General features: G+C 68.9%; 23 protein-coding genes. 15 read left to right on the forward strand and 8 right to left on the reverse strand.

Annotation, left to right across the window (positions count from 1 at the left end):
- Positions 1-3 precede the first annotated feature (3 nt).
- The 5 genes from MUU77_RS05095 to fusA form a co-directional block, all read right to left on the reverse strand.
- Positions 4-315, reverse strand: coding sequence for a DUF3861 domain-containing protein (locus MUU77_RS05095; RefSeq protein ID WP_245092300.1), 312 nt, complete (start codon positions 313-315; stop codon positions 4-6).
- Positions 316-421: 106 nt separating this feature from the next.
- The gene (locus tag MUU77_RS05100; protein WP_245092302.1) at positions 422-988 is read right to left on the reverse strand and encodes a M23 family metallopeptidase; all 567 of its coding nucleotides are present in this window, start codon (positions 986-988) and stop codon (positions 422-424) included.
- 6 nt (positions 989-994) lie between these two features.
- The gene (locus tag MUU77_RS05105; RefSeq protein ID WP_245092303.1) at positions 995-1,636 is read right to left on the reverse strand and encodes a tellurite resistance TerB family protein; all 642 of its coding nucleotides are present in this window, start codon (positions 1,634-1,636) and stop codon (positions 995-997) included.
- A gap of 149 nt (positions 1,637-1,785) precedes the next feature.
- Positions 1,786-2,184, reverse strand: coding sequence for an HU family DNA-binding protein (locus tag MUU77_RS05110; RefSeq protein ID WP_245092309.1), 399 nt, complete (start codon positions 2,182-2,184; stop codon positions 1,786-1,788).
- Positions 2,185-2,436: 252 nt separating this feature from the next.
- Entirely contained in the window at positions 2,437-4,482 is a 2,046-nt protein-coding gene (gene fusA, locus MUU77_RS05115) for an elongation factor G (RefSeq protein ID WP_245092311.1), read from the reverse strand.
- 205 nt (positions 4,483-4,687) lie between these two features.
- Here fusA and MUU77_RS05120 point away from each other — a divergent pair, with 205 nt between their 5' ends.
- From MUU77_RS05120 to MUU77_RS05135, 4 genes are all read left to right on the forward strand, one after another.
- Positions 4,688-5,122, forward strand: a complete 435-nt coding sequence (locus MUU77_RS05120; protein WP_245092313.1) for an OsmC family protein — start codon at positions 4,688-4,690, stop codon at positions 5,120-5,122.
- Positions 5,119-5,814: an alpha/beta fold hydrolase gene (locus MUU77_RS05125; RefSeq protein WP_245092315.1), complete on the forward strand. Its 696-nt coding sequence runs from the start codon at positions 5,119-5,121 to the stop codon at positions 5,812-5,814. The genes MUU77_RS05120 and MUU77_RS05125 overlap by 4 nt, the downstream gene beginning before the upstream one ends.
- A gap of 70 nt (positions 5,815-5,884) precedes the next feature.
- Positions 5,885-6,586: a glycine zipper 2TM domain-containing protein gene (locus MUU77_RS05130; protein ID WP_245092317.1), complete on the forward strand. Its 702-nt coding sequence runs from the start codon at positions 5,885-5,887 to the stop codon at positions 6,584-6,586.
- Positions 6,587-6,726: 140 nt separating this feature from the next.
- Positions 6,727-8,400, forward strand: coding sequence for an amidohydrolase (locus MUU77_RS05135; protein WP_245092319.1), 1,674 nt, complete (start codon positions 6,727-6,729; stop codon positions 8,398-8,400).
- A 124-nt stretch (positions 8,401-8,524) separates the two neighbouring features.
- Here the strand turns inward: MUU77_RS05135 and MUU77_RS05140 are convergent, their stop codons facing one another.
- The gene (locus tag MUU77_RS05140; RefSeq protein ID WP_245092321.1) at positions 8,525-9,403 is read right to left on the reverse strand and encodes a PhzF family phenazine biosynthesis protein; all 879 of its coding nucleotides are present in this window, start codon (positions 9,401-9,403) and stop codon (positions 8,525-8,527) included.
- A 268-nt stretch (positions 9,404-9,671) separates the two neighbouring features.
- On the opposite strand from MUU77_RS05140, the gene MUU77_RS05145 reads away from it, so the two are divergent.
- The 5 genes from MUU77_RS05145 to MUU77_RS05165 all read left to right on the forward strand — a co-directional run bounded on the left by MUU77_RS05145 (position 9,672) and on the right by MUU77_RS05165 (position 16,373).
- Positions 9,672-12,302 (forward strand): bifunctional aspartate kinase/diaminopimelate decarboxylase, encoded by a 2,631-nt coding sequence (locus MUU77_RS05145; protein WP_245092323.1) that lies wholly within the window; start codon positions 9,672-9,674, stop codon positions 12,300-12,302.
- The gene (locus MUU77_RS05150) at positions 12,286-12,780 is read left to right on the forward strand and encodes a hypothetical protein (protein ID WP_245092325.1); all 495 of its coding nucleotides are present in this window, start codon (positions 12,286-12,288) and stop codon (positions 12,778-12,780) included. The genes MUU77_RS05145 and MUU77_RS05150 overlap by 17 nt, the downstream gene beginning before the upstream one ends.
- Positions 12,777-14,132, forward strand: coding sequence for a UDP-N-acetyl-alpha-D-muramoyl-L-alanyl-L-glutamate epimerase (gene murL / locus MUU77_RS05155; RefSeq protein WP_245092327.1), 1,356 nt, complete (start codon positions 12,777-12,779; stop codon positions 14,130-14,132). The genes MUU77_RS05150 and murL overlap by 4 nt, the downstream gene beginning before the upstream one ends.
- Positions 14,113-15,516 (forward strand): UDP-N-acetylmuramoyl-L-alanine--D-glutamate ligase, encoded by a 1,404-nt coding sequence (gene murD / locus MUU77_RS05160; protein WP_245092329.1) that lies wholly within the window; start codon positions 14,113-14,115, stop codon positions 15,514-15,516. The genes murL and murD overlap by 20 nt, the downstream gene beginning before the upstream one ends.
- A gap of 74 nt (positions 15,517-15,590) precedes the next feature.
- Positions 15,591-16,373 (forward strand): dienelactone hydrolase family protein, encoded by a 783-nt coding sequence (locus MUU77_RS05165; RefSeq protein WP_245092331.1) that lies wholly within the window; start codon positions 15,591-15,593, stop codon positions 16,371-16,373.
- 13 nt (positions 16,374-16,386) lie between these two features.
- Here the strand turns inward: MUU77_RS05165 and MUU77_RS05170 are convergent, their stop codons facing one another.
- On the reverse strand, positions 16,387-17,385 hold the full coding sequence (locus MUU77_RS05170) for a polyprenyl synthetase family protein (RefSeq protein ID WP_245092333.1): 999 nt from the start codon (positions 17,383-17,385) through the stop codon (positions 16,387-16,389).
- A 153-nt stretch (positions 17,386-17,538) separates the two neighbouring features.
- Here MUU77_RS05170 and MUU77_RS05175 point away from each other — a divergent pair, with 153 nt between their 5' ends.
- The 6 genes from MUU77_RS05175 (at position 17,539) to MUU77_RS05200 (ending at position 23,530) form a co-directional block, all read left to right on the forward strand.
- Positions 17,539-18,027 carry a single-stranded DNA-binding protein gene (locus MUU77_RS05175; protein WP_187573221.1) on the forward strand — a complete coding sequence of 163 codons (489 nt, stop codon included), beginning with the start codon at positions 17,539-17,541 and terminating at the stop codon, positions 18,025-18,027.
- Between the two features lie 41 nt (positions 18,028-18,068).
- Complete coding sequence (rfbB, locus tag MUU77_RS05180) at positions 18,069-19,124, forward strand: dTDP-glucose 4,6-dehydratase (RefSeq protein ID WP_245092335.1); 1,056 nt, start codon at positions 18,069-18,071, stop codon at positions 19,122-19,124.
- Positions 19,125-19,134: 10 nt separating this feature from the next.
- Positions 19,135-20,022: a glucose-1-phosphate thymidylyltransferase RfbA gene (gene rfbA, locus MUU77_RS05185; protein ID WP_245092337.1), complete on the forward strand. Its 888-nt coding sequence runs from the start codon at positions 19,135-19,137 to the stop codon at positions 20,020-20,022.
- Positions 20,019-20,576, forward strand: coding sequence for a dTDP-4-dehydrorhamnose 3,5-epimerase (rfbC, locus tag MUU77_RS05190; RefSeq protein ID WP_245092339.1), 558 nt, complete (start codon positions 20,019-20,021; stop codon positions 20,574-20,576). The genes rfbA and rfbC overlap by 4 nt, the downstream gene beginning before the upstream one ends.
- Entirely contained in the window at positions 20,573-21,460 is an 888-nt protein-coding gene (gene rfbD, locus MUU77_RS05195) for a dTDP-4-dehydrorhamnose reductase (RefSeq protein WP_245092341.1), read from the forward strand. The genes rfbC and rfbD overlap by 4 nt, the downstream gene beginning before the upstream one ends.
- 120 nt (positions 21,461-21,580) lie before the next feature.
- Positions 21,581-23,530 carry a S9 family peptidase gene (locus tag MUU77_RS05200; protein WP_245092343.1) on the forward strand — a complete coding sequence of 650 codons (1,950 nt, stop codon included), beginning with the start codon at positions 21,581-21,583 and terminating at the stop codon, positions 23,528-23,530.
- Positions 23,531-23,578: 48 nt separating this feature from the next.
- On the opposite strand, the gene MUU77_RS05205 is transcribed toward MUU77_RS05200, so the two are convergent.
- Positions 23,579-25,390, reverse strand: coding sequence for a peptide MFS transporter (locus MUU77_RS05205; protein WP_245092345.1), 1,812 nt, complete (start codon positions 25,388-25,390; stop codon positions 23,579-23,581).
- Positions 25,391-25,439: the final 49 nt, after the last annotated feature.

The following is a 25,439-nucleotide window of genomic DNA, read 5'->3' on the forward strand; positions in this document are numbered from 1 at the left end:
CGCTCAGCCGGCGTCGCGGCCGCGCTCCTTCAACGAACGGACGAACTCGCCCATGTGCGGGCGCAGCGGTGCGAACAGGTCGTCGGCGTCCTTGCGGTGCGCGAGCATCAGCCCGCTCAGCAGCTTGGTGCCGACGACCAGCGCGGCGCGCTCGTCGCCGCTGAGGCCGCGCTGGCGTTGGACGTTCTCGAGAATGCGCATCCAGTCGTCGTGGCAGGCGTGTTCGAACTCGATGGTGCAGCGGCCGCTGCACTGCAGGCCGTCGTCCTCGATGGGCGTGACGGTGATGCGGTAGCGATGGGTGTCGGTGGGCATGGGGCGTACGCAGGTGGCGCGGTGGGAACCATCGCCACGATAGGCCCGTGCGGAAGGGCGGACGAGGGGGCGTTCCGTGATGGACTGTTCCGCCGGCCGGCGTGGTTCAGCGTGCGCGCGGCGATGCGCCTGCCCTGAACAGCGGCAGCGGGTCGTAGGCGCCCTGGGCGCCGTACACGCCGTAGTGCAGGTGCGGCGGCGTGCCGCGTGCGTTGCCGGTGGTGCCGACGACGCCCAGCGCATGTCCGGCCTGGATCGCCTGGCCGGTGGCCAGGCCGGGGGCCCAGTCGTCCAGGTGTGCGTAGTAATGGCGCTCGCGGCCGGGACCCAGCACCCAGACCTGGCGGCCACCCAGGCCGCCGTCGCGGACGGCGACCACGATGCCGCGCGTGGCGCTGCGCACCGGCGTGCCGCGCGCGGCGAAGATGTCCACGCCCTGGTGCGTGCGGTCCGCGCCGCGGGGTGCGCCGAACGTGTCGGCGATCTGCCGTGCGCGCACGCCGTCCACCGGTACCGGCAGGGCATCCGGCGGCGGCGCGCGCGAGATGTCCCACAGCATGCGTGGCGGCGCCATGAACGGTCGGTTCCATGCCCATGCCAGCAGGAGGCCGAGCAACGACAGCGTGAGCAGCCACCCGGCGATGCGTCGCCCGCGGCGCGCGGCAGACCGCATGGCGGGTCAGGGCAGTGCCGGCGGCTGCGGCTGCGCCAGCTGGCGCTCCAGCTGCGCCTTCAGCGAGGGCTCAAGCCGCAGTTGCTTCGCCAACTCGTCCAGATACGCGCGCTCCATGAAGTTCTGCTGGTCGGCCACCATCAGGCTGGCCAGGTACATCTCCGAGGCGATCTCCGGCGTGCTGCCGGCGCGTGCGACTTCCGCCGGGTCCAGCGGCTTTTCCAGTTCGGCATGCAGCCACTGCTGCAGTTCGCCGTCGGTGCCGATGCGCGAGAATTCGCCTTCGATCACGTCACGCTCGCGGGCGTCGATATGGCCGTCGGCCTTGGCGGCGGCCACCAGCGCTTTCAGGATGGCCTGGCTGTGCAGTTCCGCCTGCGGCGGCGGCAGGCGGTCCACCGTCTGCGGACCCGCGCCGGCGGCGAAGCCGCCCTGCTGCTGCTTGTAATCGTTGTAGGCGCGGTAGGCCATCACGCCGATCGCCGCCAGCCCGCCGTAGGTGGCCAGCTTGCGCGAGGTCTTGTTCTTGCCCAGCAGCAGGCCCAGCGCGCCGCCGGTGATGGCGCCCTTGCCGAAGTCGGCATTGAGCACGCTGCCGTTGCCGCTGGAGGATTTGAGCAGGTGGTCGAGGAAACCCTGGATCTTCATGCCTGGCGCGCCTTGTTCGGGAGGGATACCCCGGACCTGCGGGCGGCGGTGGGCGATCGCAAGGGTGACCTCCGGCAGGGTGGCGCGCGCAGGCAAAAAAAACGGGACGGCCAGGCCGTCCCGTTCGGGTCACGCAAGATGCGCGGCGATCAGGCCGCGGCGTCCTTCAGCTTCTTCAGCGGACGCACCTTGACCTTCACCGAGGCGGGCTTGGCGGCGAACCACTGCTCTTCCTTGGTGAACGGGTTGATGCCCTTGCGCTTCGGCTTGGCCGGCACGTTGACGGCGGTGATCTTCAGCAGGCCCGGCAGGGTGAAGGAGCCGGCGCCCTTCTTGTTGATGGACGCATGCACGGCGCTTTCCAGCGAGGCCAGCACGGCGCGGACGTCCTTGGCGGCCACGGCGGTGACTTCGGCGATGTGGGCGACGAGGCCCGACTTGCTCAGCGCTTCCTTGATCGGCTTCGGCGCGGCCGGCTTGGCGGCGGCCTTCGGTGCGGCTTTCTTGGCGGCCTTCTTCGGCGCGGCCTTCTTGGTGCTCTTTGCCATGTGTCCTGTCTCTACGGTCGAGTGGTTGGGTAATCGGGCCGATCGCGTCGGCATGCGAAATGTAGGGCAAAGAACTGGCGGCGCCAAGAGCGGAAAGGCCCCAAAACGCCTTTTTTTTCGGTTTTTTCCTGTTTCGCCTCCACCGCACGTCGGAAATCACCGGCGCAGCGACCGGATCGGCGCGGGGAGATGCGCCGGATGCGGCGTCCTTTGCGCGCCTGCGCGACAGGACGCCGCACCCTGCGCCACCGCTCAGTCCTCGTCGTGCCTCGGCCGATAGGCCTCCATCAACTTCTGCTGCACCGCCGGCGGCACGGGCTCGTAATGGCTGAAATCCAGGCTGTAGCGCCCCTGGCCGGCGGTCATGGATTTCAGTTCCGCGGCATAGCCTTCCAGTTCCGCCAGCGGAACCTGCGCCCTCACCATGATCTCGCCGCGCACGGTGTCGGTGCCGTTGATGCGTGCGCGCTTGCCGGCCAGGTTCCCGGTGACGTCGCCGACCTGCGCTTCCGGCACCGCGACTTCCAGGTCCACCACCGGCTCGAGCACCTGCGGCCTGGCCCTGGCGACGGCATCGAGGAAGGCCTTCTTGCCGGCGGCGACGAAGGCCACTTCCTTGCTGTCCACCGGATGGTGCTTGCCGTCATGGACGATCACCCGCAGGTCCTGCAGCGGATAGCCGGCCACCGCGCCCGCCGACAGCACCTGGCGCACGCCTTTCTCCACGGCCGGCAGGAACTGCCCGGGGATGGTGCCGCCCTTCACTTCGTCGACGAACTCGAAGCCGGCGCCGCGCGGCAGCGGTTCGACGCGCAGCGCCACTTCGCCGAACTGGCCGGCGCCGCCTGTCTGCTTCTTGTGGCGGTGGTGGCCCTCGGCCTTCGCCGCGATGGTCTCGCGGTAGGCGATGCGCGGCGGGCGTGTCTTCACCTCCACGCCGTGGCGCTCTTTCAGCCGCTCCAGCATGACCCGCAGGTGCAGGTCGGACAGGCCGCGGATCACGGTCTCGTTCAATTCGGGCTGGTGTTCGACCACGAAGGCGGGGTCCTCCTCGGCCAGCTTCTGCAGGGCGATGGACAGCTTCTGTTCCTGGCCCTTGCTGGCGGCCTCGATGGCCAGGCCGAACATGGGCCTGGGAAAATCGATTGGCGCCAGGTGGATGTGGTCCTCGTCGTGGCTGTCGTGCAGCACGGCGTCGAAGTGCAGGTCCTCCACCTTCGCCACCGCGGCGATGTCGCCGGGGATGGCCTGTTCGATCTCCACGTGGTCCTTGCCCTTGAGCTTGAACAGGTGGCCCACCTTGAACGGCTTCTTGCCGTCGTCGACGAACAGTTGCGAGTCCTTCTTCAGCGTGCCCTGGTACACGCGGAAGATGCCCAGCTTGCCGACGAACGGATCGTTGACGATCTTGAAGACGTCGGCGATGACGTGCGCGCGCGGGTCGGGCACGGCCTCGATCGGCTGCGGACCGCTGCCGTCGGACTTCATGAAGGGCGGCGGGTTGGCTTCGGCCGGATTGGGGAACAGGCGCTCGGCCACGTCCAGCAGTTCCTTCACGCCCACGCCCGTGCGCGCGGAGGCGAAGCACACCGGCACCAGATGGCCCTCGCGCAGGCATTGTTCGAAGGCATCGTGCAGTTCCTCGCCCGACAGGCCGCCTTCGCCCAGGTCCAGGTAATGTTCCATCACCGTCTCGTTGATCTCCACCACCTGGTCGATGATCTTCTGGTGCCAGTCGGCCACATCGCCCAGGTCGGAGGTGCCCGTCGATTGCCGGAAGCAGTCCACGACCGCCTTGCCGCCATCGGCGGGCAGGTTGAGCGGCAGCACTTCGGCGCCGAATTCCTCGCGCAGCGCCGCCAGCACGCCGGCGCAGTTGGCGCCTTCGTGGTCGATCTTGTTGATGACGATGGCGCGGCACAGGTGGCGTTGGGCGGCGCGTTCCATCAGCCGGCGCGTGCCATGGGCGACGCCCTGGTCGGCGTCGACCACGATCAGGGCGGTTTCCACCGCGGAAAGCGCCGACAGGGCGGGGCCGCGGAATTCCGGGTAGCCGGGCGTGTCGATCAGGTTGACGTGCATGCCGCCGTGGTCGGTGCTGGCGATGGCGGTATCGATGGAATGGCCGCGGCTCTTTTCGAGGGGGTCGTGATCGGACACGGTGGTGCCGCGTTCGATGGTGCCTGCCACCTGGAGGGCGCCGCCGGCATGCAGCAGGGCTTCGAAGAGCGTTGTTTTGCCGGCGCCGGGGTGGCCTGCCAGGGCCACGTTGCGGATCTGTTGCGTGCTGTACGACATGAGGCCGTTCCTCCCGTGGATGGGGTCGAAGGGCCGTCATGGCTGTCCGGGCAGAGCGCGTCCCGTGAGCGTGGCGCTCGGCGGGCGGTCATGGCGGGGGCTCAGCATCCGGCGTGCGCGGGGGAGGGGTCAAGTCGCACTGCGGTACATGGCGTGAACATCCGGCGGTGTACCCTGCATCTCCCCTGACCCGAGGAGCACGACCATGGCTTTGAAGCGTTACGCCGATGCGGTGTGGGCCGGCGACCTGCAGTCCGGCAAGGGCGGCCTGAGCACGCCGCAGAGCGGCCTGTTCGAGGGCCAGAACTATTCGTTCAAGACCCGCTTCGGCGACGAGAAGGGCACCAACCCGGAAGAACTGCTGGCGGTCGCCCACGCCGGCTGCTTCACGATGGCGCTGTCGGCGGTGCTGGGCAAGGCGGGCTTCACGCCCGACAAGCTGCAGACGCGCGCCGAGGCGACGATGGAGCCGGGCATGGATCCGGGCCCGACGATCACCGCGATCAAGCTGACCGTCTCGGCCAGCGTGCCGGGGATCAGCGCGGCGCAGTTCGAGGAGATCGCCCAGCAGGCCAAGGCCGGCTGCGTGATCTCGCGCGCGCTGTCGGTGCCGGTCTCGCTGGAGGCGACCCTGCTTTGACGGATTCGCGTGCCGCCCTGCTCGTGCATGGCGCGGGCGGTGGTGGCTGGGAATGGAACGTGTGGCGTGGCGTGTTCGAGGCGGCGGGCTTCCGCGTGGAGGCCCCCGATCTCATGCCTGCGCATGAGGGATTGGCGGCGACCTGCCTGCAGGATTACCAGGACCAGGTCCGCGCGGCGCTCGCGGCGCTACCCGGGCCGCGCGTTCTGGTCGGCGCGAGCCTGGGCGGCCTGCTGGCCCTGGGTGCTGCCGACGATGCGGCTGCGGTGGTACTGGTCAATCCGCTGCCACCTTCCCCATGGCATACCGGGATGCCCGAGCGCGACTGGCCGGACGTGGTGCCGTGGCGGCGCGATGCGCGGCTGTCGGGTACGCGCCGGGCATTGCCCGGAGCGGATGAGGCCACTGCCCTGTTCGCGTTCCGTCATTGGCGCGATGAATCCGGTGCGGTGCTGCGCGAAGCGCGATCCGGTATCGCGGTGTCGCGTCCCGCATGCCCGATGTTGTGCGTGGTGTCCGATCATGACGACGACGTACCCCCGGCGATCACGCGGACCATGGGCCAGGCCTGGGGCGCGGACGTGCTGCAAACGGTTTCGGGTTCGCACGTCGGTCCCCTGCTCGGACGCGAGGCGGCGCGCATCGCCACCCAAGCTGTCGAGTGGCTAAACCGGACCGTTTCATCCCGCTGAGTTCAGCCATGTTTCACCCGCATCGGCCGAGCATGCCTGCACGCCAATCCGGCGTGGGGGAGTACCCGACATGAAGCGTCCATCCGCCACCGTGCTGGCCCTCGGCCTGCTCGCCTCCGGCGTGGCATCCGCACAGTCCGCGCGCTACTACGGCACGACAGACCGCTATGGCGATGAACCCTATTACGACTATGCGCGGGTGGTGCGCGTGGATCCGATCATCGACAACGGGTACGGCCGCAACGAAGGCTATGCCGGTACGGCGACGGGGCAGCGCTGCTACTACCGCCACGCCGACGACGTCTACGCGCGTGACGCTTACGGCGATGGTGACCGCAACGATGGTTACAACGGCGATCCTTACCGCGATGACGGCTACTACGGCGATCGCCGCTATCCCGACCGTGGCACGGAATCGGGCCGCACCGTCGCCACCGTGATCGGCGGCATCGCCGGCGCGGTACTGGGCAGCAAGATCGGCGACGGCAGCGGGCGCTATGTGGGCACCGCCGTGGGCTCGATGGTGGGGGGCATGGCCGGGCGTTCGATCTACGACAACGCGCAGCGCGAACGTACCGTACAGCGCGGCCAGGTCCGCGTCTGCGATCCGGTGCCCGTCGGCAATGGCCGCTACGGCGACGACTACTACGGTGATGGCCGTGTCAGCGGCTACGACGTGACCTACGAATACGGCAATCGCACCTATCACACCCGCACCGACCATCACCCCGGCGACCGCATCCGCGTCCGGGTGGATGTTCGTCCCGAATAGGCCTTGGCGCCGGTTCTGGTGCGCAGGCAGCTTCGCAGGAACGGGTATGCCGCAACCGAGGGGCCGCAAGGCCCCTTTCTTGTTGCGGTGCGCGGCGCCATTGCGCATAGTCGCGCCCTGGACCGGGAGGGGAGCGCGGCATGCGGCGTCTGGCGTGGTTGACGGGGTTCGGCGTGGGGTGTGTGGTGGTCGCGGGCCTGGCCCAGGCGCAGGTCCACCTACTGACGGCCGAGCGCGTGCACACCTCCGATCCGGCGCGCCCGGTCGCGCAGGCGATCGCATGGGATGCGCAGGGCCGCATCCTCGCCGTGGGCGGCGCCGATGACCTGCGCGCCCGTTATCCCGACGCTCGCCGCGTGGAGGCGCCCGGCAGGACCGTCATTCCCGGCCTGATCGATGCGCACGGCCACGTGATGGGCCTGGGCTACGCGCTGATGCGCGCGGACCTGGTGGATGCGCGCGACAAGGCCGACGTGATCGCGCGCTTGCGCGAGTACGAGAAGCAGCTGCCGGCCAATGCATGGCTGCTGGGCAGCGGCTGGGATCAGAACGACTGGCCGGAGAAGGTGTTTCCCACGGCTGCCGACCTGGATGCCGCCTTTCCCGATCGCCCCGTGTGGCTCGAGCGTGTGGACGGCCATGCCGGCTGGGCCAACAGCGCGGCGCTGCGCGCGGCCTCGGCGAAGGCGTCGCGACCGCTGGACGGCGAGTGGCAACCGGATGGCGGCCGTATCGAGCGGGCGGGCGGGCGCCCCACCGGCGTGTTCGTGGATGCGGCCATGTCGCTCGTCCATGCGGTGGTGCCGGCGCCCGATGCGGCTTACCGCCGGCAGGCGCTGGAGAAGGCCACCCAGGCGGCCGTGCGCCACGGCCTGACCGGTGTGCATGACATGGGCGTATCGCGCGAGGACCTCGCGCTGATGAAGCGGTTCGCCGATGAAGGTCGCCTGCCCTTGCGCATCGACACGTATGCGGATGGCGATGGTGGGGCACTGGCGGACCTGTGCGCGGAGGGTCTGTACCGCCATGCCGGCGGCCGCCTGCAGATGCGGGGCGTGAAGTTGTATGCCGACGGCGCGCTCGGCAGCCGGGGTGCCGCCCTGCTGGAGGACTACAGCGACGACCCCGGCAACCGTGGCCTGCTGGTGACCGAACCGGCGGCGCTGGAAGCGGCGATGCGCAAGGCGCGCGACTGCGGCGTGCAGGTGGCGACGCACGCCATCGGCGACCGTGGCAACCGGATGGTGCTGGATGCCTATGTCCGCGTGCTGGGCGATGCGGCCAAGGCCGACCACCGCTGGCGGATCGAACACGCTCAGGTGGTGGCGCCGGAAGAATTCCCGCGCTTCGCCGCACTGGGCGTGATCGCCTCGATGCAGCCCACGCATGCGACCTCGGACATGCCGTGGGCAGAGGACCGCCTGGGCCCGACACGCATCAAGGGCGCTTATGCGTGGCAGCGCCTGCAGGCCAGTGGCGCGAAGCTGGCGCTGGGATCGGATTTCCCGGTGGAGTCGGTCGATCCGCGTCGTGGCCTGCATGCGGCGGTGACGCGCCAGGATGGGCACGGTGCGCCGGTGGGGGGCTGGATGCCCGACCAGCGCCTCAGCGCGGCCGAGGCGCTGCGCGGTTTCACGGCCGATGCGGCATGGGCGGCGCATGACGAGGGCGAAGTGGGACGGCTCGCCCCGGGCCTGCGCGCGGACTTCGTCGTGCTCGACGAGGATCCGCTGGCGGTGCCGGGCGCGCAGCTCGATGACCTGCGCGTCCGCTCGACGTGGGTGGATGGGAAACCGGTCTACGAGGCGGAGTAGTTTTCTGCCTGTGGGGGAGCGAGGTGAGTCGCGATGGCTCGCCGGGATGGGGTGCCTGCCCCTTGGGCTCATTCGAGAATCGCGCTTTCGCGACCGACGTCGCTCCCACACGACGTTGCCATCGTCACCAGTCGATCCGGCCGGTCACGATGGTGCGCACGTGGCCGCCGGACCAGACATCGCCGGCCGGGTCGACGCGCAACTGCAGACGGGCGTCGTAGCCGACCTCGCGACCCTGGCTGACCACGTAGCGGCCGTCGCGGCCCGGCAGCGCGTCGCGCGATTTCAGCCAGGCCGCCAGGGTCGCGTTGGCGGCGCCCGAAGCCGCGTCTTCGAACGCGGCGGGCGCACCCACGAATGCGCGCACGGCCAGGTCGTAGTCACGACCCGGTGTGCGTGCATAGGCGCACACGCCCATGCTGTCGGTGGCGCGCGCCAGGGCGCCGATCGCATCCCAGTCGGGGGTGGCGGTACGCAGTGCGGCTTCGTCGCGCACCTCGGCCAACCACCAGCGGCGGCCGCCATCGACCAGGGCGGGGGGCAGCGCGCCGGCGGGCAGGGCCGCCAGAGCGGCACCCAGCAGCGCATCGCCCGCGGGATCGCCTTCCTTCACCACGGTCGCGCGCGGTGTGCGCACGGCGATCGTGCGCGCCGCGCCTTCGCCCTCGACGCGCAGCGGCAGCACGCCGGCCGCGCCTTCCTGCATCAGCAGGCCGTCGACGGGCGCGGCGAGTCCCGCATCCAGCACCACGTGCGCGGTGCCGACGCTGGGATGGCCGGCGAACGGCACCTCGCGGCGCGGGCTGAACATGCGCACGGCGTAGCTGGCACCGGGGCGCGTGGGCGCGAAGACGAAGGTGGTTTCCGGCAGCCGCGTCCAGCGGGCGATGGCCTGCATGGCGGCATCATCGAGCCCGGCGGCGTCGAGGACGACGGCCAGCGGATTGCCCGCGCCGGGGCGGTCGGCGAACACGTCCAGCTGGACGTAGCGGCGAGAGGTCATGGGGGGATTCGCGTGGGGGCCGGGCAGCTTACCAAGTCGCGCGGCGGCCGATGGCGGGCCGCACCACCGCCGCCCGCCCGCTGGCGGGCGAAGCTTCAGCTCGCCCATCCTCCGTCCGCACCCGCACCCGCACGGCAGGAGAACACGCCGCTTTCCGGGCATGGGGGACGGTTCGTTGCATGCGGTACGGTCCGGGCCGCATGCGGGGCCTTGGGCTAGAATCGACGGTTCACGCCCGAAGGGTTCGGGCATCCTCACCCCACTCTCCATGCCCTCTGCCACTCCCGCGTCCGATCGTTGGATCGTCCTCAAGTTCGGCGGCACCTCGGTGTCGCGCCGCCATCGCTGGAACACGATCGGCAAACTGGCGAAACAGCGGGCGGACGAACGGGGCGCGCGCGTGCTGGTGGTGGTGTCGGCGCTGTCCGGCGTCACCAACGAGCTGACCGCCATCGCCGACGGCGCGGCCGACAGCGCCGAGCGCGTGGCGAAACTGGAGCAGCGCCACCGCCAGTTCCTCGCCGAGCTGGAACTGGATGCCGACGCGGTGCTGGGCGATCGCCTGGCGGCGCTGCGCAACCTGCTGGCCGACCCCCGTGCCGCCGCCCGCACGCTCGACTGGCAGGCCGAGGTGCTGGCGCAGGGCGAACTGCTCTCCTCCACCCTCGGTGTGGCCTACCTGCGCGCGCAGGGGCTGGATTTCGGCTGGGTGGACGCCCGCCACTGGCTGCAGGCCAACTTCCTGCCCAACCAGAGCCCGTGGGCGCAACGGCTGTCGGTATCCTGCAATACGGCGCCGGACCAGGACTGGCGCCGCGCGTTCGCCGGCCAGCCGACGGCCATGCTGCTGACGCAGGGCTTCATTTCCCGGCATGCCGACGGCGGCACCGCCATCCTCGGCCGCGGCGGCTCGGACACCTCCGCCGCCTACTTCGGCGCACTGCTGGGTGCGCAGCGCGTGGAGATCTGGACCGACGTGCCGGGCATGTTCAGCGCCAATCCGCGCGAAGTGCCGGATGCGCGCCTGCTGACGCGGCTGGACTACTACGAGGCGCAGGAAATCGCGACCACCGGCGCGAAGGTGCTGCACCCGCGTTCCATCAAGCCCTGCCGCGATGCCGGCGTGCCCATGGCCATCCTCGATACCGAGCGCCCCGAACTGCCGGGCACCACGATCGACGGCAACGCGGTCACGGTGCCCGGGGTGAAGGCCGTCAGCCGCCGCAACGGCATCGTGCTGGTGTCGATGGAAGGCATCGGCATGTGGCAGCAGGTCGGCTTCCTGGCCGACGTGTTCGCGCGTTTCAAGAAGCATGGCCTGTCGGTGGACCTGATCGGCTCCTCGGAGACCAACGTCACCGTGTCGCTGGACCCCAGCGAGAACCTGGTCAGCACCGATGTGCTGGCCGCGCTGTCGGCCGACCTGGCCGAGATCTGCCGGGTGAAGGTGATCGCGCCGTGCACGGCGATCACCCTGGTCGGTCGCGGCATGCGTTCGCTGCTGCACAAGCTGTCCGACGTCTGGGCGATGTTCGGCCGCGAGCGCGTGCACCTGATCTCGCAGTCGTCCAACGACCTCAACCTGACCTTCGTGATCGACGAGGCCGATGCCGAGGGCATGCTGCCGTTGCTGCACGAGGCCCTGATCGACAGCGGTGCCATGCCGACCGACGAGGCCAGCGTGTTCGGTCCCAGTTGGCGCGAGATCAACGGGGCCGTGCGCCATCGCGGCGTGCGCTGGTGGAGCGCGCCCGCCGCGCGCCGGCAGCTGCTGTCGCTGGCGCGGGCCGGCACGCCGCGCTACGCCTACAACCTGGACGTGGTGCGCGCCCGCGCCCGCGCGCTGGCGGGCATCGCGGCGGTCGACCGGCGCTTCTTCGCGATCAAGGCCAACTCGCACCCGGACATCCTGCGGACGCTGGTGGAGGAGGGCTTCGGCCTGGAATGCGTCTCCCGCGGCGAGCTGGAGCGCGTCTTCGAAGTGGTGCCGGCGCTGCCGATGGAGCGCGTGCTGTTCACGCCCAGCTTCGCGCCGCGCGAGGAGTATGCCTTCGCCCTGGAGCGCGGCATCAACGTGACCCTCGACAATGTGGAAGCGCTGCAGCACTGGCCCGAGGTGTTCCGCGGGCGGCGCCTGTGGCTGCGGGTGGACCTGGGGCGCGGCGACGGCCACCACGACAAGGTGAAGACCGGCGGCAAGACATCCAAGTTCGGCCTGCCGCTGGTGAAGCTCGAGGAGTTCCTGTCCGCTGCGCGTGCGCTGGACGCGCGCGTCGTCGGCCTGCATGCGCACCTGGGCAGCGGCGTGGAGAGCGCGCAGCACTGGAACCAGATCGCCGACGAACTGGGCGGGCTGGCGGACCAGATAGGCACCATCGAGACCATCGACATCGGGGGCGGCTTGCCCATCCCCTATGCGGAAACGGACGAACCCTTCGATCTGGCGGCCTGGGGCGAAGGCCTCGCGGCGATCAAGGCAGCGTATCCCGGCTATCAACTGGTGATCGAGCCGGGTCGTTATCTGGTGGCCGAATGCGGGGTGCTGCTGGCGCAGGTCACCCAGGTGGTGGAGAAGCTGGGCATCCGCCGTGTGGGCAGCGATGCCGGCATGCACACGCTGATACGCCCCGCGCTGTACGACGCCTGGCACGATGTGGCCAACCTGTCGCGCCTGGACGACACGGAACAGGAACCGTTCGATGTGGTGGGTCCGATCTGCGAATCCAGCGACATCTTCGGCAAGCGCCGCAAGCTGCCTTCGGCGACGGCCGAGGGCGACGTGCTGCTGTTCTCCGACGCGGGCGCCTACGGCTACGTGATGGCCAGCCACTACAACCTGCGCGGCCTGCCGGCGGAAGACGTGATGGAAGGAGTGTCCGGCGATGTCGCCGCGGACTGAACTCATCGTGTCCAGCCTGACGGCCGCCGCGGCACTGACCGTCGCGGTCGTGCTGCTCATGGATGCGGACCGGCGTACGCCCGGCATGGCGGAGCTGGCATCGGCATTGCGCCTCATGCCGGCGGCGATGCTGGCGGCCGGGCCGGGCGCGTGGTTCGTCGCCCGCTGGCATGCGCGTGCCAGCGCCGCGGGACATCGGTGGAAGGCCGGCGGCATGACCCTGCGCGTGCTGCTGGTGGTTTTCCTGCTGTTTCCGTTCGCGATCGCCGCCTGGGCGGTGGCGGCCACCGGGATCGACCAGGTGGCGGCCAGCCGTCCGGCAGGATTCGCGCAGGCGCTGGCCTGGTTGCCGGTCATCGTCTTCTACGGTTCCCTCGCGGCCCTGCTGTTCGGCGCCGCGCCGCTGTTCGTTCTCGAATACTTCGCCTGCCGCCGCTACCTGCGCCGCCAGGCCGTTCCTTCCACGGATCACGCATGACGACTTTCGACAAATCCAGCATCCGCGCCTTCCGTTTCGTCCGCTGTTCCTTCGATGCGCAGAGCGGCATCGCGCGGCTGGTGTACGCCTTCGACGATGGCCCCGAACTGACCGAGACCGTGACGGTTCCGGGTGCGCCGTTCGTGCTGGATGCCGCGCGCGCGCAGGCCGTCGAACAGGCGGTGCGCCTGTTGCACCTGATCACCGGTGTGAGCTACTACAAGGCCGCCGTGCCCAACGAGATCCGCATCGAGGGCTATGCCATCGATGCCGCCACCGCGGTGCTGATGGAACAGGTATACGTCCACGGTCTGGGTGAATTCGCCTACCGGAACGGCCTGAGCCTGCATGGCCGGGTACGCTTCCCGGTGGGTGCCCAGGCGCCGTCGGCTGCGCCGCCGGCGGGGCTGCGCGCGCACGCGCTGGTCGCCATCGGCGGCGGCAAGGACTCGCTGGTCAGCATCGAAGCGCTGCGGGGCGCGGGCACCGACCAGACCGTCACCTGGATCGGCGGCTCGCAGCTGATCGCCGCCTGCGCGGCCCGTACCGGGCTGCCGACGCTCAACATCGGCCGTGCGCTGGCGCCGGAACTGTTCGAGTACAACCGCCAGGGCGCCTGGAACGGCCACATCCCGGTCACCGCCATCAACTCGGCCATCATGGTGCTGGCGGCGCTGCTGCACGGCGTGGACCAGGTGGTGTTTTCCAACGAGCGCTCGGCCAGCTACGGCAGCATGATCCCGGGCACCGGCGAGGTGAACCACCAGTGGTCGAAGGGTTGGGCCTTCGAACAGGCGTTCGGCGAGTACGTGCAATCGCATGTGGCCGCGGACCTGCAGTACTACTCGCTGCTGCGGCCGTTGTCGGAACTGGCGGTGGCGCGGCAGTTCGCCCGCACCGACCATTACGACGCGCATTTCTCCAGCTGCAACCGCAACTTCCATCTGCTGGGCGAACGACCGACCAACCGCTGGTGCGGCGTGTGCCCGAAATGCCACTTCGTATTCCTGGCGCTGGCACCGTTCATGCCCAAGCCGCGCCTGGTGGGCATCTTCGGCCGCAACCTGCTCGACGACGCCAACCAGACCGCCGGCTTCGACGCCTTGCTGGAATACCAGGACCACAAACCGTTCGAATGCGTCGGCGAAGGCCAGGAATCGCGTGCGGCGATGGCGACGCTGGGCGAGCGGCCGGAATGGCGGGAGGATGTGATTGTCGCGCGCTTCAATGGCGAGATCCGCCCGCAGCTGGCTGCGTCGGAGCTGGCCGTGGCGCCCTTGCTGGAAATCGGCGGCGAGCACCGCATTCCCGCCGCGCTGTGGGAGCGCCTGCGTGCGAATTTCGCAGCTTGAGGGCCGGCGTGTCGCGCTGTGGGGCTGGGGGCGTGAAGGCCGCGCCGCCCATCATGCCGTGCGCGGGCGGCTGCCCTCGCTGCCGCTGACGCTGTTCTGCAACGAACAGGAAGCCGCGGACGCCGCGGCGCTGGGCGACCCGCTGCTATCGGTGGAGATCGAAGCGAGCGCCGAACGCCTTTCCGCGTTCGAGATCGTCATCAAGTCGCCCGGGATCAGTCCGAATACGCCGGTGGCCGTTGCCGCGACCGCGGCAGGCACACGCTTCATCGGGGGCACCGGCCTGTGGTTCGGCGAACACGCGGGCGACGACGGCGTGGTCGCGCATACGTTCTGCGTCACCGGCACCAAGGGCAAGAGCACGACCACCTCGCTGCTGGCGCACCTGTTGCGCGCGGCGGGGAAGCGCACCGTCCTGGCGGGCAACATCGGCCTGCCGATGCTGGAGGTGCTGGATCCTCAGCCGGCATCCGACGAATGGGCCATCGAGCTGTCCAGCTACCAGACCGGCGATGTCGCCGACAGCGGCGCACGCCCGGACGTGGCGATCGTGCTGAACCTGTTCCCCGAGCACCTGGACTGGCACGGCAGCGAGACGCGTTACATCGAGGACAAGCTGAAGCTGGTCACGGGCGCACACCCGCGCATCGCCGTGCTCAACGCGGCCGATCCGCGGCTGGCCGCGCTCGTCCTGCCGCACAGCGATGTGCGCTGGTTCAACCGTGCCGACGGCTGGCACCTGCGCGAGGACGATCTGTACCGGGGCGACGTGTTCGTCATGGATACCCGCCCGCTGCCACTGCCGGGACGCCACAACCGCAGCAACCTGTGCGCCGTGCTGACGGCGCTGGAGGCGCGCGGCATCGATGCGCTTCCGCTGGCTGCGCAGGCGCAGTCCTTCCGTCCGCTGCCCAACCGCCTGCAGACGATGGGGGTGCGCGACGGCATCACCTGGGTCAACGATTCCATCAGCACCACGCCGCACGCCACGCTGGCCGCGCTGGAGTGTTTCGCCGGGCGCCGCATCGCGCTGCTGGTCGGCGGGCACGACCGGGGCGTGGACTGGTCCGATTTCGCCCATCGCATGCGCGGCGGGGCGCCGGCGGCCATCATCACGATGGGGGCCAACGGCCCGCGCATCCACGCGCTGCTCGCGCCCGTTGCGCGCGAGGCAGGGTTCGCGCTGGCCGCCACGGACACCCTGCCTGAGGCGGTTGCCGCCGCACGTGCGGCGCTGGATGGCGAAGGCGTCGTGCTGATGTCGCCCGGCGCGCCCAGCTTCGGCCAGTACAAGGACTACGTGGCGCGTGGACGCCACTTCGCGGCGCTGGCCGGATTCGATCCCGATGCGATCACGGCGATCCCGGGCCTGGGGATCGCCTGACCGCCCGGCGGGCGGATCCGTTTTCGGCGCGGCGGCGTAGACTGGGTCCGTCACCTGCCCCCGAGGAGTCCGCCATGCGCCACCGCCTGCTGCTGTCCGGCCTGTTGTCGCTTTTCTGGTCGCCCGTCCTGCTGGCGGCACCCGTCGCCAGACCGCTCGAATGGAAGCTGGGCGGCGATACCTTCTCCGGGTATCTGGTGTACGACGACAGCGTGACGCAGCCGCGCCCGGGGCTGGTGATGGTGCCCAACTGGAAGGGCGTGAACGAGTCGGCGATCGAGAAGGCGCGCCTGGTGGCCGGCGACGACTACGTGGTGCTGGTGGCCGACGTGTACGGCAAGGGTATCCGCCCCAGGACCGACGCCGAGGCCGGGCCGGTGGCCACGGCGATGCGCGCGGATCGGCCGAAGTTGCGGGCGCGCGTGCAGAAGGCGGTCGAGGTGCTGAGGCAGCAACCCGGAGCGCTGGTCGACGCGAAGCGCATCGGTGCGTTCGGTTACTGCTTCGGCGGCAGCACGGTGCTGGAACTCGTGCGCGCGGGCGATCCCCTGGCCGGCGTGGTCAGCCTGCACGGCGGGCTTGCCACCGACCTGCCGGCGGCCGGTCCGGTGAAGGCGCCGGTGCTGGTGCTCAACGGCGGCGACGACACCTATGTGTCGGCCGCAGAGATCACCGCCTTCCAGGACGAGATGCGCAAGGCCGGCGCCGACTGGCAGTTCGTCAGTTTCGGCGGTGCGGTGCACTGCTTCGCCGAATCCGATGCGCAGAATCCACCGGGTTGCGTCTACCACGAACCCTCGGCCAGGCGCGCCTACCGGCTGATGGCGGACTTCTTCGAGGAGGTGTTCGCGAAGTGAGGCGCGGCGCGGGTCAGTGCCCGCGTTCCACCGCGTAGCGGGCCAGGCCGCGCAGGGCTGCCAGGGCATCCGATTCGGGCAGGCCATCGAGGGCCTGCTCGGCCATCGCCGCGTAATGGCGCGCGCGCTCGCGGCTGTAGTCCAGCCCGCCGGTCGCGCGGATGGCCGCCAGCACCTCGGGCATGGCGCCCGCATCGCCTTCCTGCACGATGGCACGCAGGCGCTCGGCGGTGGCGGTATCGGAATGGCGGATCGCGTGGATCAGGGGCAGCGTGGCCTTGCCCTCGGCCAGGTCGTCGCCGAGGTTCTTGCCCAGCGCATCGGCATCGGCCGTGTAGTCGAGCACGTCGTCGGCGATCTGGAAGGCATGGCCCAGCGCCATGCCGTAGTCGTGGAGACGGCGTTGCCTGGCGGCATCGGCACCCGATGCCATCGCCCCCAACTGCGTTCCCGCTGCGAACAGCACGGCCGTCTTGCGTTCGATCACGCGCAGGTAGGCGGCTTCGTCGGTGTCGGGATTGTGGACGTGCAGCAATTGCAGCACTTCGCCTTCGGCGATGCGGTTGGTGGTGTCGGCCAGCAGGCGCATCACGTCCATGCGGTCCAGTTCCACCATCAGCTGGAAGCTGCGCGAATACAGGAAGTCGCCCACCAGCACGCTGGGCGCGTTGCCCCACAGGGCGTTGGCCGTGCTGCGGCCGCGGCGCAGGTCGGATTCGTCCACCACGTCGTCGTGCAACAGGGTGGAGGTATGGATGAATTCGATGATGGCCGCCAGCTGGTGGTGGTCCGGCGTGGTCGGGCCGCAGGCCTGGCCCGCCAGTACCACCAACATGGGCCGCAGGCGCTTTCCGCCGGCGGAAATGATGTGGTCGGCGATCTGGTTGATCAGCACCACGTCCGAGGCCAGGCGGGCCCGGATCAGGGCGTCGACGGCCGTCATGTCGGCCAGGGCGAGCGACTGGATGCCGGGCAGGGCGAGGGAGGGACGGGGGGATTCGACGACGGACATGGGGCGGCGGGCCGGAAAGTCGCGCAATTATAGGGGCTTGGGTGCGGCAATGCCCTACAGGCCGGTGGGGCGGCGGCCGATGGCGTGGGCCAGGCGGGTATACTCCACTGGTCTTTGCCCGCGCTCGGCGGGCATCCCTGAACGGATATCGATATGGCCCGCGGCATCAACAAAGTCATCCTGGTCGGCAATCTCGGCAACGACCCCGAAACCCGCTACACCCAGGGCGGCATGGCGATCACCCGGATCAGCCTGGCCACCACGAGCGTGCGCAAGGACAAGGACGGCAACCAGCAGGAGCGCACCGAATGGCACCGCGTGGTGTTCTTCGGCAAGCTCGGCGAGATCGCCGGCGAGTACCTGCGCAAGGGCAGCTCGGTGTATGTCGAAGGTTCGATCCGCTACGACAAGTACACCGGCCAGGACGGACAGGAGAAGTACTCCACCGACATCATCGCCGACGAGATGCAGATGCTGGGCGGCCGTGAAGGCGGCGGTGGTGGCGCGGGCGGAGACCGCCCGGCGCGGGCCCCGCGGCAGGACTACGGCAACCAGGGCGGCGGCCAGCGCCGTCCGGCGCCCGCACCGGCTTCGCAGCCGGCACCGATGGACGACTTCGCGGATGACGATATTCCGTTCTGAGTGCCCGATCCGCTGAAGAACTGATGCGACGGGAGAAGCACGTGCCGACATGGCTCGTCACCGGCGGGGCCGGTTTCATCGGGGGCAATTTCGTCCTGCGTGCCGTGGCAAGCGGGGTACGGGTAATCAACCTCGACGCCCTGACCTACGCGGGCAACCTCGACACGCTGGCAGCCGTCGAAGGCAGTCCGCAGCACCTGTTCGTTAGAGGCGACATCGGCGACCGCCCCCTCGTGGGTCGCCTGCTGTCGGAGCACCGGCCCGAGGCGGTGATCAACTTCGCGGCCGAGAGCCACGTCGATCGTTCCATCGAGGGTCCGGGTGCCTTCATCCAGACCAATGTGGTGGGTACCCTGGGCCTGCTGGAATCGGTCCGCGACCATTGGAAGGGACTGGAAGGAGAGGCGCGCGGGCGGTTCCGCTTCCTGCACGTGTCCACCGACGAGGTCTACGGCTCGCTGGGCGATACCGGCAGTTTCACCGAGTCCACGCCCTACGCGCCCAACTCGCCGTATTCGGCGTCGAAAGCGGCTTCCGACCACCTGGTGCGCGCGTTCCACCATACGTATGGTCTGCCCGTGCTGACCACCCACTGCTCAAACAATTACGGCCCCTACCATTTCCCCGAGAAGCTGATCCCGCTGATCATCGCGCGGGCGCTCGCCGGAGAACCGCTGCCGGTCTATGGCGACGGCAAGAACGTGCGCGACTGGTTGTTCGTCGGCGACCATTGCCGGGCCATCCGCACCGTCCTGGAGAAGGGACGGGTAGGCGAGACCTACAACGTCGGCGGCAACGCCGAGAGGCAGAACATCGAGGTGGTCCACGCGATCTGCGCGCTGCTGGACGAACGGGTGCCGCGCGCCGATGGAAAGCCGCGCAGCAGCCAGATCACCTTCGTGGCCGATCGCCCGGGCCATGACCGCCGCTACGCGATCGATGCCTCCAAGCTGCGCGACGAACTGGGCTGGGAACCGGAATACACCTTCGAGCAGGGCATCGCGGAGACCGTCGACTGGTATCTCGCCAACCAGGCCTGGGTGAAGCGCGTGCTGGACGGCAGCTACCGCCTCGAACGCATCGGCGCGGCGGCCTGAGGTGGATGCGATGACGAAGCGCAAGGGCATCATCCTCGCAGGCGGCTCGGGTACGCGCCTCTATCCGTTGACGCAGGCGATCAGCAAGCAGCTGCTGCCGGTCTACGACAAGCCCATGATCTATTACCCGCTCAGCGTGCTGATGCTGGCGGGTATCCGCGAAGTGCTGGTGATCAACACGCCGCATGAGCAGGCCTTGTTCAAGGCGCTGCTGGGCGACGGGTCGCAATGGGGCATGGATATCCAGTATGCGGTGCAGCCCAGCCCCGATGGCCTGGCGCAGGCGTACCTGATCGGCAGAGAGTTCGTCGCCGGGCAGCCGAGCTGCCTGGTGCTGGGCGACAATATCTTCTACGGGCATGGACTCACGGGCATGCTGCGCCGTGCGGACGAGCGCCTGGAAGGCGCCACCATCTTCGGCTACTGGGTCAACGATCCGCAGCGCTATGGCGTTGCCGAGTTCGACCCGGACGGGCGGGTGGTCGGCATCGAGGAGAAGCCGGCCAAGCCACGCTCCAACTACGCGGTGACCGGTCTGTATTTCTACGATGGCCTGGCCAGCGACTACGCCTCCGAGCTGAAACCATCGCCGCGCGGCGAACTGGAGATCACCGACCTCAATCGACGGTATCTCGAAGCCGGGGCGCTGCATCTGGAGCCGCTGGGGCGCGGTCATGCCTGGCTCGACACCGGCACCCACCAGTCGCTGCTCGAAGCCTCCAACTTTATCGAGACCATCGAGGCGCGCCAGGGCCTGCGCGTGTGCTGCCCCGAGGAGATCGCGTTCGGCAATGGCTGGATCGATGCCGCCCAGGTCGAGAGGCTGGCTGCGCCGCTGGCGAAGAACGGATACGGCCAGTACCTGCTGTCCCTGGTATCCCGCGGAGTCGTGCGATGAAGGTGCTCGAGACGTCACTGCCGGGCTGCGTGGTGATCGAGCCTGCGGTCTTCGGCGATGGGCGCGGGTTCTTCTTCGAGGCATGGAACGCGGAGCGCTACGGCCAGCACGGTCTGCCGACCGCCTTCGTCCAGAGCAACGTATCGTCATCGGCGCGCGGCGTTGTGCGCGGCCTGCATTACCAGTGGCCGAATCCCCAGGGCAAGCTGGTCAGCGTGCTGGAAGGGGAGGTGTACGACGTCGCGGTCGATATCCGCCGCGGTTCGCCCACCTTCGGACGATGGGCGGCCGTCATGCTGAGCGCCGGGAACAAGCGGCAGTTCTGGATTCCGGAAGGGTTCGCGCACGGGTTCGCCGTCGTCTCGGAGCGCGCGGTGTTCAGCTACCTGTGTACGGCCGTGTACGACAAGGTGGCCGATGCCGGTGTGCGCTGGGACGATCCCGCCATCGGCATCGACTGGCCGGTGACCGAGCCGCAGCTGTCGGCCAAGGATGCCGTGGCGCCCCTGCTTGCGGACGTGGCACCGGACCGGCTGCCGACGTACGCGGCATGACCGTTCTCCTGTTCGGTGGTAAAGGCCAGGTCGGGCACGAGCTGAGGCGAAGTCTGCGTGCGCTGGGCGACATCGTGGTCACCACGCGTTCCGGCAAACTGCCCGACGATACGCGCTGCGAAGTGGCCGACTTCGACCGGCCGGAAGCTCTTGCGGAACTTGTCGCGCGCGTGGCGCCGGCCATCGTGGTCAATGCCGCGGCGTATACGGCGGTGGACAAGGCCGAGGACGATGCGGAGGCCGCCTTCCGCGCCAATGCGGAGGCACCGGGCGTGCTGGCACGCGCCTGTGCCGCGCGAGGCGTCCCATTCGTCCATTACTCGACCGACTACGTATTCGATGGGCAGGGCTCGCGGCCTTACCGAGAGGACGATCCGACCGCCCCCCTGGGCGTCTACGGCGCCAGCAAGCTGGCGGGTGAGGACGCCATCCGTGCCGCGGGTGGCCAGCACCTGATCCTGCGCACGGCGTGGGTCTACGGCCGGCACGGCCACAACTTCATGAAAACGATGCTGCGCCTTGGCGCGGACCGCGACGAACTGCGCGTGGTCGCCGACCAGGTGGGTACGCCCACGCCGGCGGCGCTGATCGCGGACGTGACGGCGGAATTGCTGCGCCTGCAGGATGCGCCATCGGGAACGTTCCACCTCACGCCCCGGGGCGAGACAAGCTGGCATGGGTTCGCCGAAACCATTTTCGCAGAGGCCGTGGCGCGCGGACTGATCGCGCGCGTGCCCAAGGTGATTCCCATCGCCACGTCCGAATACCCGACCCGGGCCCGTCGTCCCGCGTACTCGTGCCTGGACATCGGCAAAGTGGAGGCGCACGTGGGACGCAGGTTGCCGGATTGGAGCGACAGCCTGCGGCGCGTACTGACGAGCTGAGCCGACCCGCGCGCGCGGCATGGCGCCGCAGGTGCGTTGAATGCGGCTGCCCAGTGTGGAACGATGGACGCTTGAGCCGCTTGGGGAGGCAGTATGGGGAAATGGAATCGCATGGCCGCCATGGCCGTCGTGCTGGGGCTGTGCATCGCGAGCCCTGCGATGACGCGCGCGGCGGAATTGGATCTGGGCCCCTACATCCGCAAGGATGCGTTTACCGACATCAAGCTGTCTCCGAATGGCGACTTCCTGGCCGCCACCGTGCAACAGGAAGACAGGACTTCGCTGGTGGTGCTTCGCCGGAGCGACAACAAGGTGACCGGGTCGATTTCACTGGGCAGGCACAACCACGTGCATGACTTCTGGTGGGTCAACCCCGAACGCGTGGTGTTTTCTGTGGCACAGAAGCTGGGCATGCTGGACATGCCCCAGCTGACCGGTGAGCTCTTCGCCATGAACGCGGATGGCTCCAAGAAGGAGAACCTGCTGGGCTATCGGGTCGAAGGCGCGGGCCCGGGGACGCGGATCCAGCCGAAGAAGGCGGGTTTCGTTGCGGGATATCTTGTCGATACGCTGCCCGACGACGACCGCAACATCGTGGTGATGGTGCGTCCGTTCGCTGATCTTCCTTACACCAGTGCGGAGTTGTTGGACGTCTACACCGGGCGGCGGACCGTGCTGGCGCGTTCGCCCGTGACGGAAGCCGATTTCCTCACGGATGCCCGTGGAGTCGTGCGCTTTGCCTATGGCGCTACGGCGAACAACGCGAATCAGCTGTACCTCCGCGCTGGCGAAGGCCAGGAGTGGAAGATGCTCAACGACGAAGACGTCACTGAGCGGGTCGAACTTCCGCTGGGATTCAGCGCCGATCAGCGGGTCGCCTACCTGAGTGTGGAGCAGGCCAAGGGGACCGACGCCATCGTGGCCCTGGATCTTGCGAGCGGTCAGCGGACCGAACTGTTGCGCGATCCCCGGGTCGATCCTGAAGACATCGTGTATTCGCGGGATGGCAAGGGTATTCCGGTAGCCGCGGTCTTCTGGGATGGCAAGCCCAGAATCGAGTTGCTTCGAAGCGACCATCCCGATGGCCGGCTGCTGCGTAGCTTGCAGGACGCCTTCCCCAACGACTACGTGCAGATCACGTCGGTCACCAAGGATGGTGCGCTGGCGCTGGTGGAAGTGTCCTCGGACACGAATCCGGGCGACTTCTATCTCTTCGATGTCCCGGCAAAGAAGATGGGCTATCTTCTCAGCCGGCGGGATTGGTTCGACCCGGAGCAGCTCTCATCCTCCACGCCCGTCCAGATCAAGGCGCGTGACGGCCTGCTGCTGCATGGATATCTCACCACCCCGAAGGGCAGCACGGGCAAGCAACTGCCTTTGATCGTCCACCCCCATGGCGGACCTTATGGTATCCGTGATCGCTGGGGGTTCGACGGCGACGTGCAGATGCTCGCTGCCGCGGGATACGCCGTCCTGCAGGTGAATTTCCGTGGGTCCGGGGGTTACGGGCGCGCCTTCCGTCAGGCGGGGGCGAGAGAATGGGGCGGCGCGATGCAGGACGATCTCACCGATGCGACCCGGTGGGCGATCGATACCGGGGTGGCGGATCCACGGAGGATCTGCATCTACGGCGCCAGCTACGGTGCCTATGCCGCGTTGACGGGTGTTGCGAAGGAGCCAGACCTTTACCGGTGCGCCGCAGGCAATGTGGGTGTCTATGACCTGCCCATGATGCACACCCGTGGCGATACCCGGGAAAGGAGGAGAGGGCGGACCTACCTCAGGGACTGGATAGGCGAAGCCAAGGATCTTGCATCGGCGTCCCCCACCCACATGGCAGGCCGTATCAAGGTGCCTGTGTTCCTTGCCGCTGGCGGTGAGGACGAACGTGCGCCCGTGCAGCATACCGAGCTCATGGAGCGACGCCTCAAGGCCGCCGGCGTGCCCGTGGAGGCTGTCTACTACCCTACCGAAGGCCACGGCTACTACAAGGAAGAGAACCAGCGCGACTACTACACGAAGCTGCTGGCGTTCTTCAGCCGCCACCTGGGCGGCGCGACCGCAAAGTGATGAGCGGCAACGGGCGGCCGACTGCGGCCCGTTACCGCGCCTGATGCCTCAGTCCGCAGCGCGCATCGCCCGCATCAACCACGGCGATGCCAGCAGCGCGACCGCGGCGCAGCCCAGGCCGATCCACATCATCAGCCAGAACAGGTCGGCGAAGCCGGTGGCGGCGTGGGCGATGTCCAGGGCTCCGTCGGCGGGAACGTCCATCGCTGCAAGCTTGCCGAACTGTGCCGCCAGCGTCTCGGAAAACGCAGTGGCCAGCAGCCACATGCCCATCATCAGGCTCACCACGCGCGGCACCGAAAGCTCGGTGACCGCGGCCAGGCTGACCGGCGCCAGGCACATCTCGCCGATCTCGAGCAGCAGATAGGCCAGCACCGGCCACCACACGCTGGCGACCGCGCCGGTGTCGCCCACCTGCTGCGCGGCCAGTGCCAGCGGGATGAAGGACAGGCCGCCGAACAGCAGGCCCAGCGCGCCCTTCACCGGTTTGGAGGGGTCCAGGCCGCGACTCCCCAGCGTCGACCACAGCCAGGCGAACACCGGCGCCAGCACCACCAGGAACAGCGCGCCCAAGTACGTCAGCGAGCCGGCGGTCTGCTGCAGGACCAGCGAATCGCGCAACACCAGCACGACCATCAACGCGGTGCTGGCCAGGAACAGCGCCTGCGGCGGACCGGGGCGCGCGCTGCGCTCCGACCAGCGGGTGGCGACCACGAACGACACCGGCATCGCCACCAGGGCCCAGGTGGACCACGGCGCGCTGCCGAGGAACAGGCCGATGTTCGCCGCCAGGCTGTCCGACCAGACCACCACCGACGTGGGCTGCACCAGCGACGGGAACAGGTCTTTGGTCAGCAGCCTGTCGGTGAACATCACCCACGAGCCGTAGGTCTGCTCGTACAGGGTGAAGAACACCAGGCACATCAAGATCAGCGCCATCAGCGCCAGCATCTGGCGCCGTTGCACCGGGGTGCACTGGGTGGCGATGAACCAGGCGAACCACGCCAGCACCGTGACCAGCACCAGCAGCATCAGCGCAAGCGCCAGCGAGAACTCGCCGCCCAGCGCGAACGCGCCGTTCGCGGCTGCCCACATCAGCCAGGCCACGGGCAGCACGCCGGTGGCGGCACCGGCGTAGATCAGCCATTCGCGCGGAACGCCCAGCACCGGCGCGCGAAGCGCAGGGGGTGAGGGGGGCTCGGCATGACCGTGCAGGTAGCGCTGACCCCACAGGAACATCGCCAGGCCCAGCAGCATGCCGATGCCGGCGGCGCCGAAGCCGTACTTCCAGCCCAGCGTCTCGCCCAGGTAGCCGCACACCAGCGAGGCCAGCAGGGCGCCCAGGTTGATGCCGGCATAGAACAGGCTGAAGCCGCCATCCCGGCGCGGATCGCCGGCCGGATACAGGCGGCCGACGATGCCGGTGATGTTGGGCTTCAGGAAACCCACGCCCATGACGATCAGCGCGAGCGACAGGTACATGGTGCGCAGCGCGCCCTCATCGCGCGTGACCACGCCACCGACCATTGTCGCCGCCGCGCCTTCCAACGCCATGCCGGCATGGCCGGCGACCAGCAGCAGGCCGCCGAAGACCACCGCCTTGCGCATGCCCAGCCAGCGGTCGGCCAGCACGCCGCCGATCACCGGCACGCAGTAGACCAGTCCGCCGTAGGCGCCGATCAGGTCGTAGCCGGCCCCGTCGGCGAACAGGTGGTACTTGGTCAGATACAGCAGCAGCAGCGCCTTCATTCCGTAGAAGGAGAAGCGCTCCCACATCTCGGTGAAGAAGCAGACGTAGACGCCCTTGGGGTGGCCCAGGAAGTCGTCGCGGCCGGCGGCCGCGGGGGCAGGGAATTGCAAGGGCCGCTCCGGCGGGGGTCCGGGCCGCAGTATAGCGACGGCCCGGCAG

Source organism: Pseudoxanthomonas sp. F37 (assembly GCF_022965755.1).
Classification (GTDB): domain Bacteria; phylum Pseudomonadota; class Gammaproteobacteria; order Xanthomonadales; family Xanthomonadaceae; genus Pseudoxanthomonas_A.

What these genes read in the sequence shown, in the direction of transcription:
- MUU77_RS05145 (WP_245092323.1), top strand. Translation starts at nt 9,672, where the DNA reads ATGCCCTCTGCCACTCCCGCGTCCGATCGTTGGATCGTCCTCAAGTTC.
- MUU77_RS05135 (WP_245092319.1), top strand. Translation starts at nt 6,727, where the DNA reads ATGCGGCGTCTGGCGTGGTTGACGGGGTTCGGCGTGGGGTGTGTGGTG.
- murL (WP_245092327.1), top strand. Translation starts at nt 12,777, where the DNA reads ATGACGACTTTCGACAAATCCAGCATCCGCGCCTTCCGTTTCGTCCGC.
- MUU77_RS05150 (WP_245092325.1), top strand. Translation starts at nt 12,286, where the DNA reads ATGTCGCCGCGGACTGAACTCATCGTGTCCAGCCTGACGGCCGCCGCG.
- rfbA (WP_245092337.1), top strand. Translation starts at nt 19,135, where the DNA reads ATGACGAAGCGCAAGGGCATCATCCTCGCAGGCGGCTCGGGTACGCGC.
- fusA (WP_245092311.1), bottom strand. Translation starts at nt 4,482, where the DNA reads ATGTCGTACAGCACGCAACAGATCCGCAACGTGGCCCTGGCAGGCCAC.
- MUU77_RS05200 (WP_245092343.1), top strand. Translation starts at nt 21,581, where the DNA reads ATGGCCGTCGTGCTGGGGCTGTGCATCGCGAGCCCTGCGATGACGCGC.
- MUU77_RS05165 (WP_245092331.1), top strand. Translation starts at nt 15,591, where the DNA reads ATGCGCCACCGCCTGCTGCTGTCCGGCCTGTTGTCGCTTTTCTGGTCG.
- MUU77_RS05100 (WP_245092302.1), bottom strand. Translation starts at nt 988, where the DNA reads ATGCGGTCTGCCGCGCGCCGCGGGCGACGCATCGCCGGGTGGCTGCTC.
- MUU77_RS05110 (WP_245092309.1), bottom strand. Translation starts at nt 2,184, where the DNA reads ATGGCAAAGAGCACCAAGAAGGCCGCGCCGAAGAAGGCCGCCAAGAAA.
- MUU77_RS05140 (WP_245092321.1), bottom strand. Translation starts at nt 9,403, where the DNA reads ATGACCTCTCGCCGCTACGTCCAGCTGGACGTGTTCGCCGACCGCCCC.
- rfbC (WP_245092339.1), top strand. Translation starts at nt 20,019, where the DNA reads ATGAAGGTGCTCGAGACGTCACTGCCGGGCTGCGTGGTGATCGAGCCT.
- MUU77_RS05095 (WP_245092300.1), bottom strand. Translation starts at nt 315, where the DNA reads ATGCCCACCGACACCCATCGCTACCGCATCACCGTCACGCCCATCGAG.
- MUU77_RS05130 (WP_245092317.1), top strand. Translation starts at nt 5,885, where the DNA reads ATGAAGCGTCCATCCGCCACCGTGCTGGCCCTCGGCCTGCTCGCCTCC.
- MUU77_RS05120 (WP_245092313.1), top strand. Translation starts at nt 4,688, where the DNA reads ATGGCTTTGAAGCGTTACGCCGATGCGGTGTGGGCCGGCGACCTGCAG.
- MUU77_RS05175 (WP_187573221.1), top strand. Translation starts at nt 17,539, where the DNA reads ATGGCCCGCGGCATCAACAAAGTCATCCTGGTCGGCAATCTCGGCAAC.
- rfbD (WP_245092341.1), top strand. Translation starts at nt 20,573, where the DNA reads ATGACCGTTCTCCTGTTCGGTGGTAAAGGCCAGGTCGGGCACGAGCTG.
- MUU77_RS05105 (WP_245092303.1), bottom strand. Translation starts at nt 1,636, where the DNA reads ATGAAGATCCAGGGTTTCCTCGACCACCTGCTCAAATCCTCCAGCGGC.
- MUU77_RS05170 (WP_245092333.1), bottom strand. Translation starts at nt 17,385, where the DNA reads ATGTCCGTCGTCGAATCCCCCCGTCCCTCCCTCGCCCTGCCCGGCATC.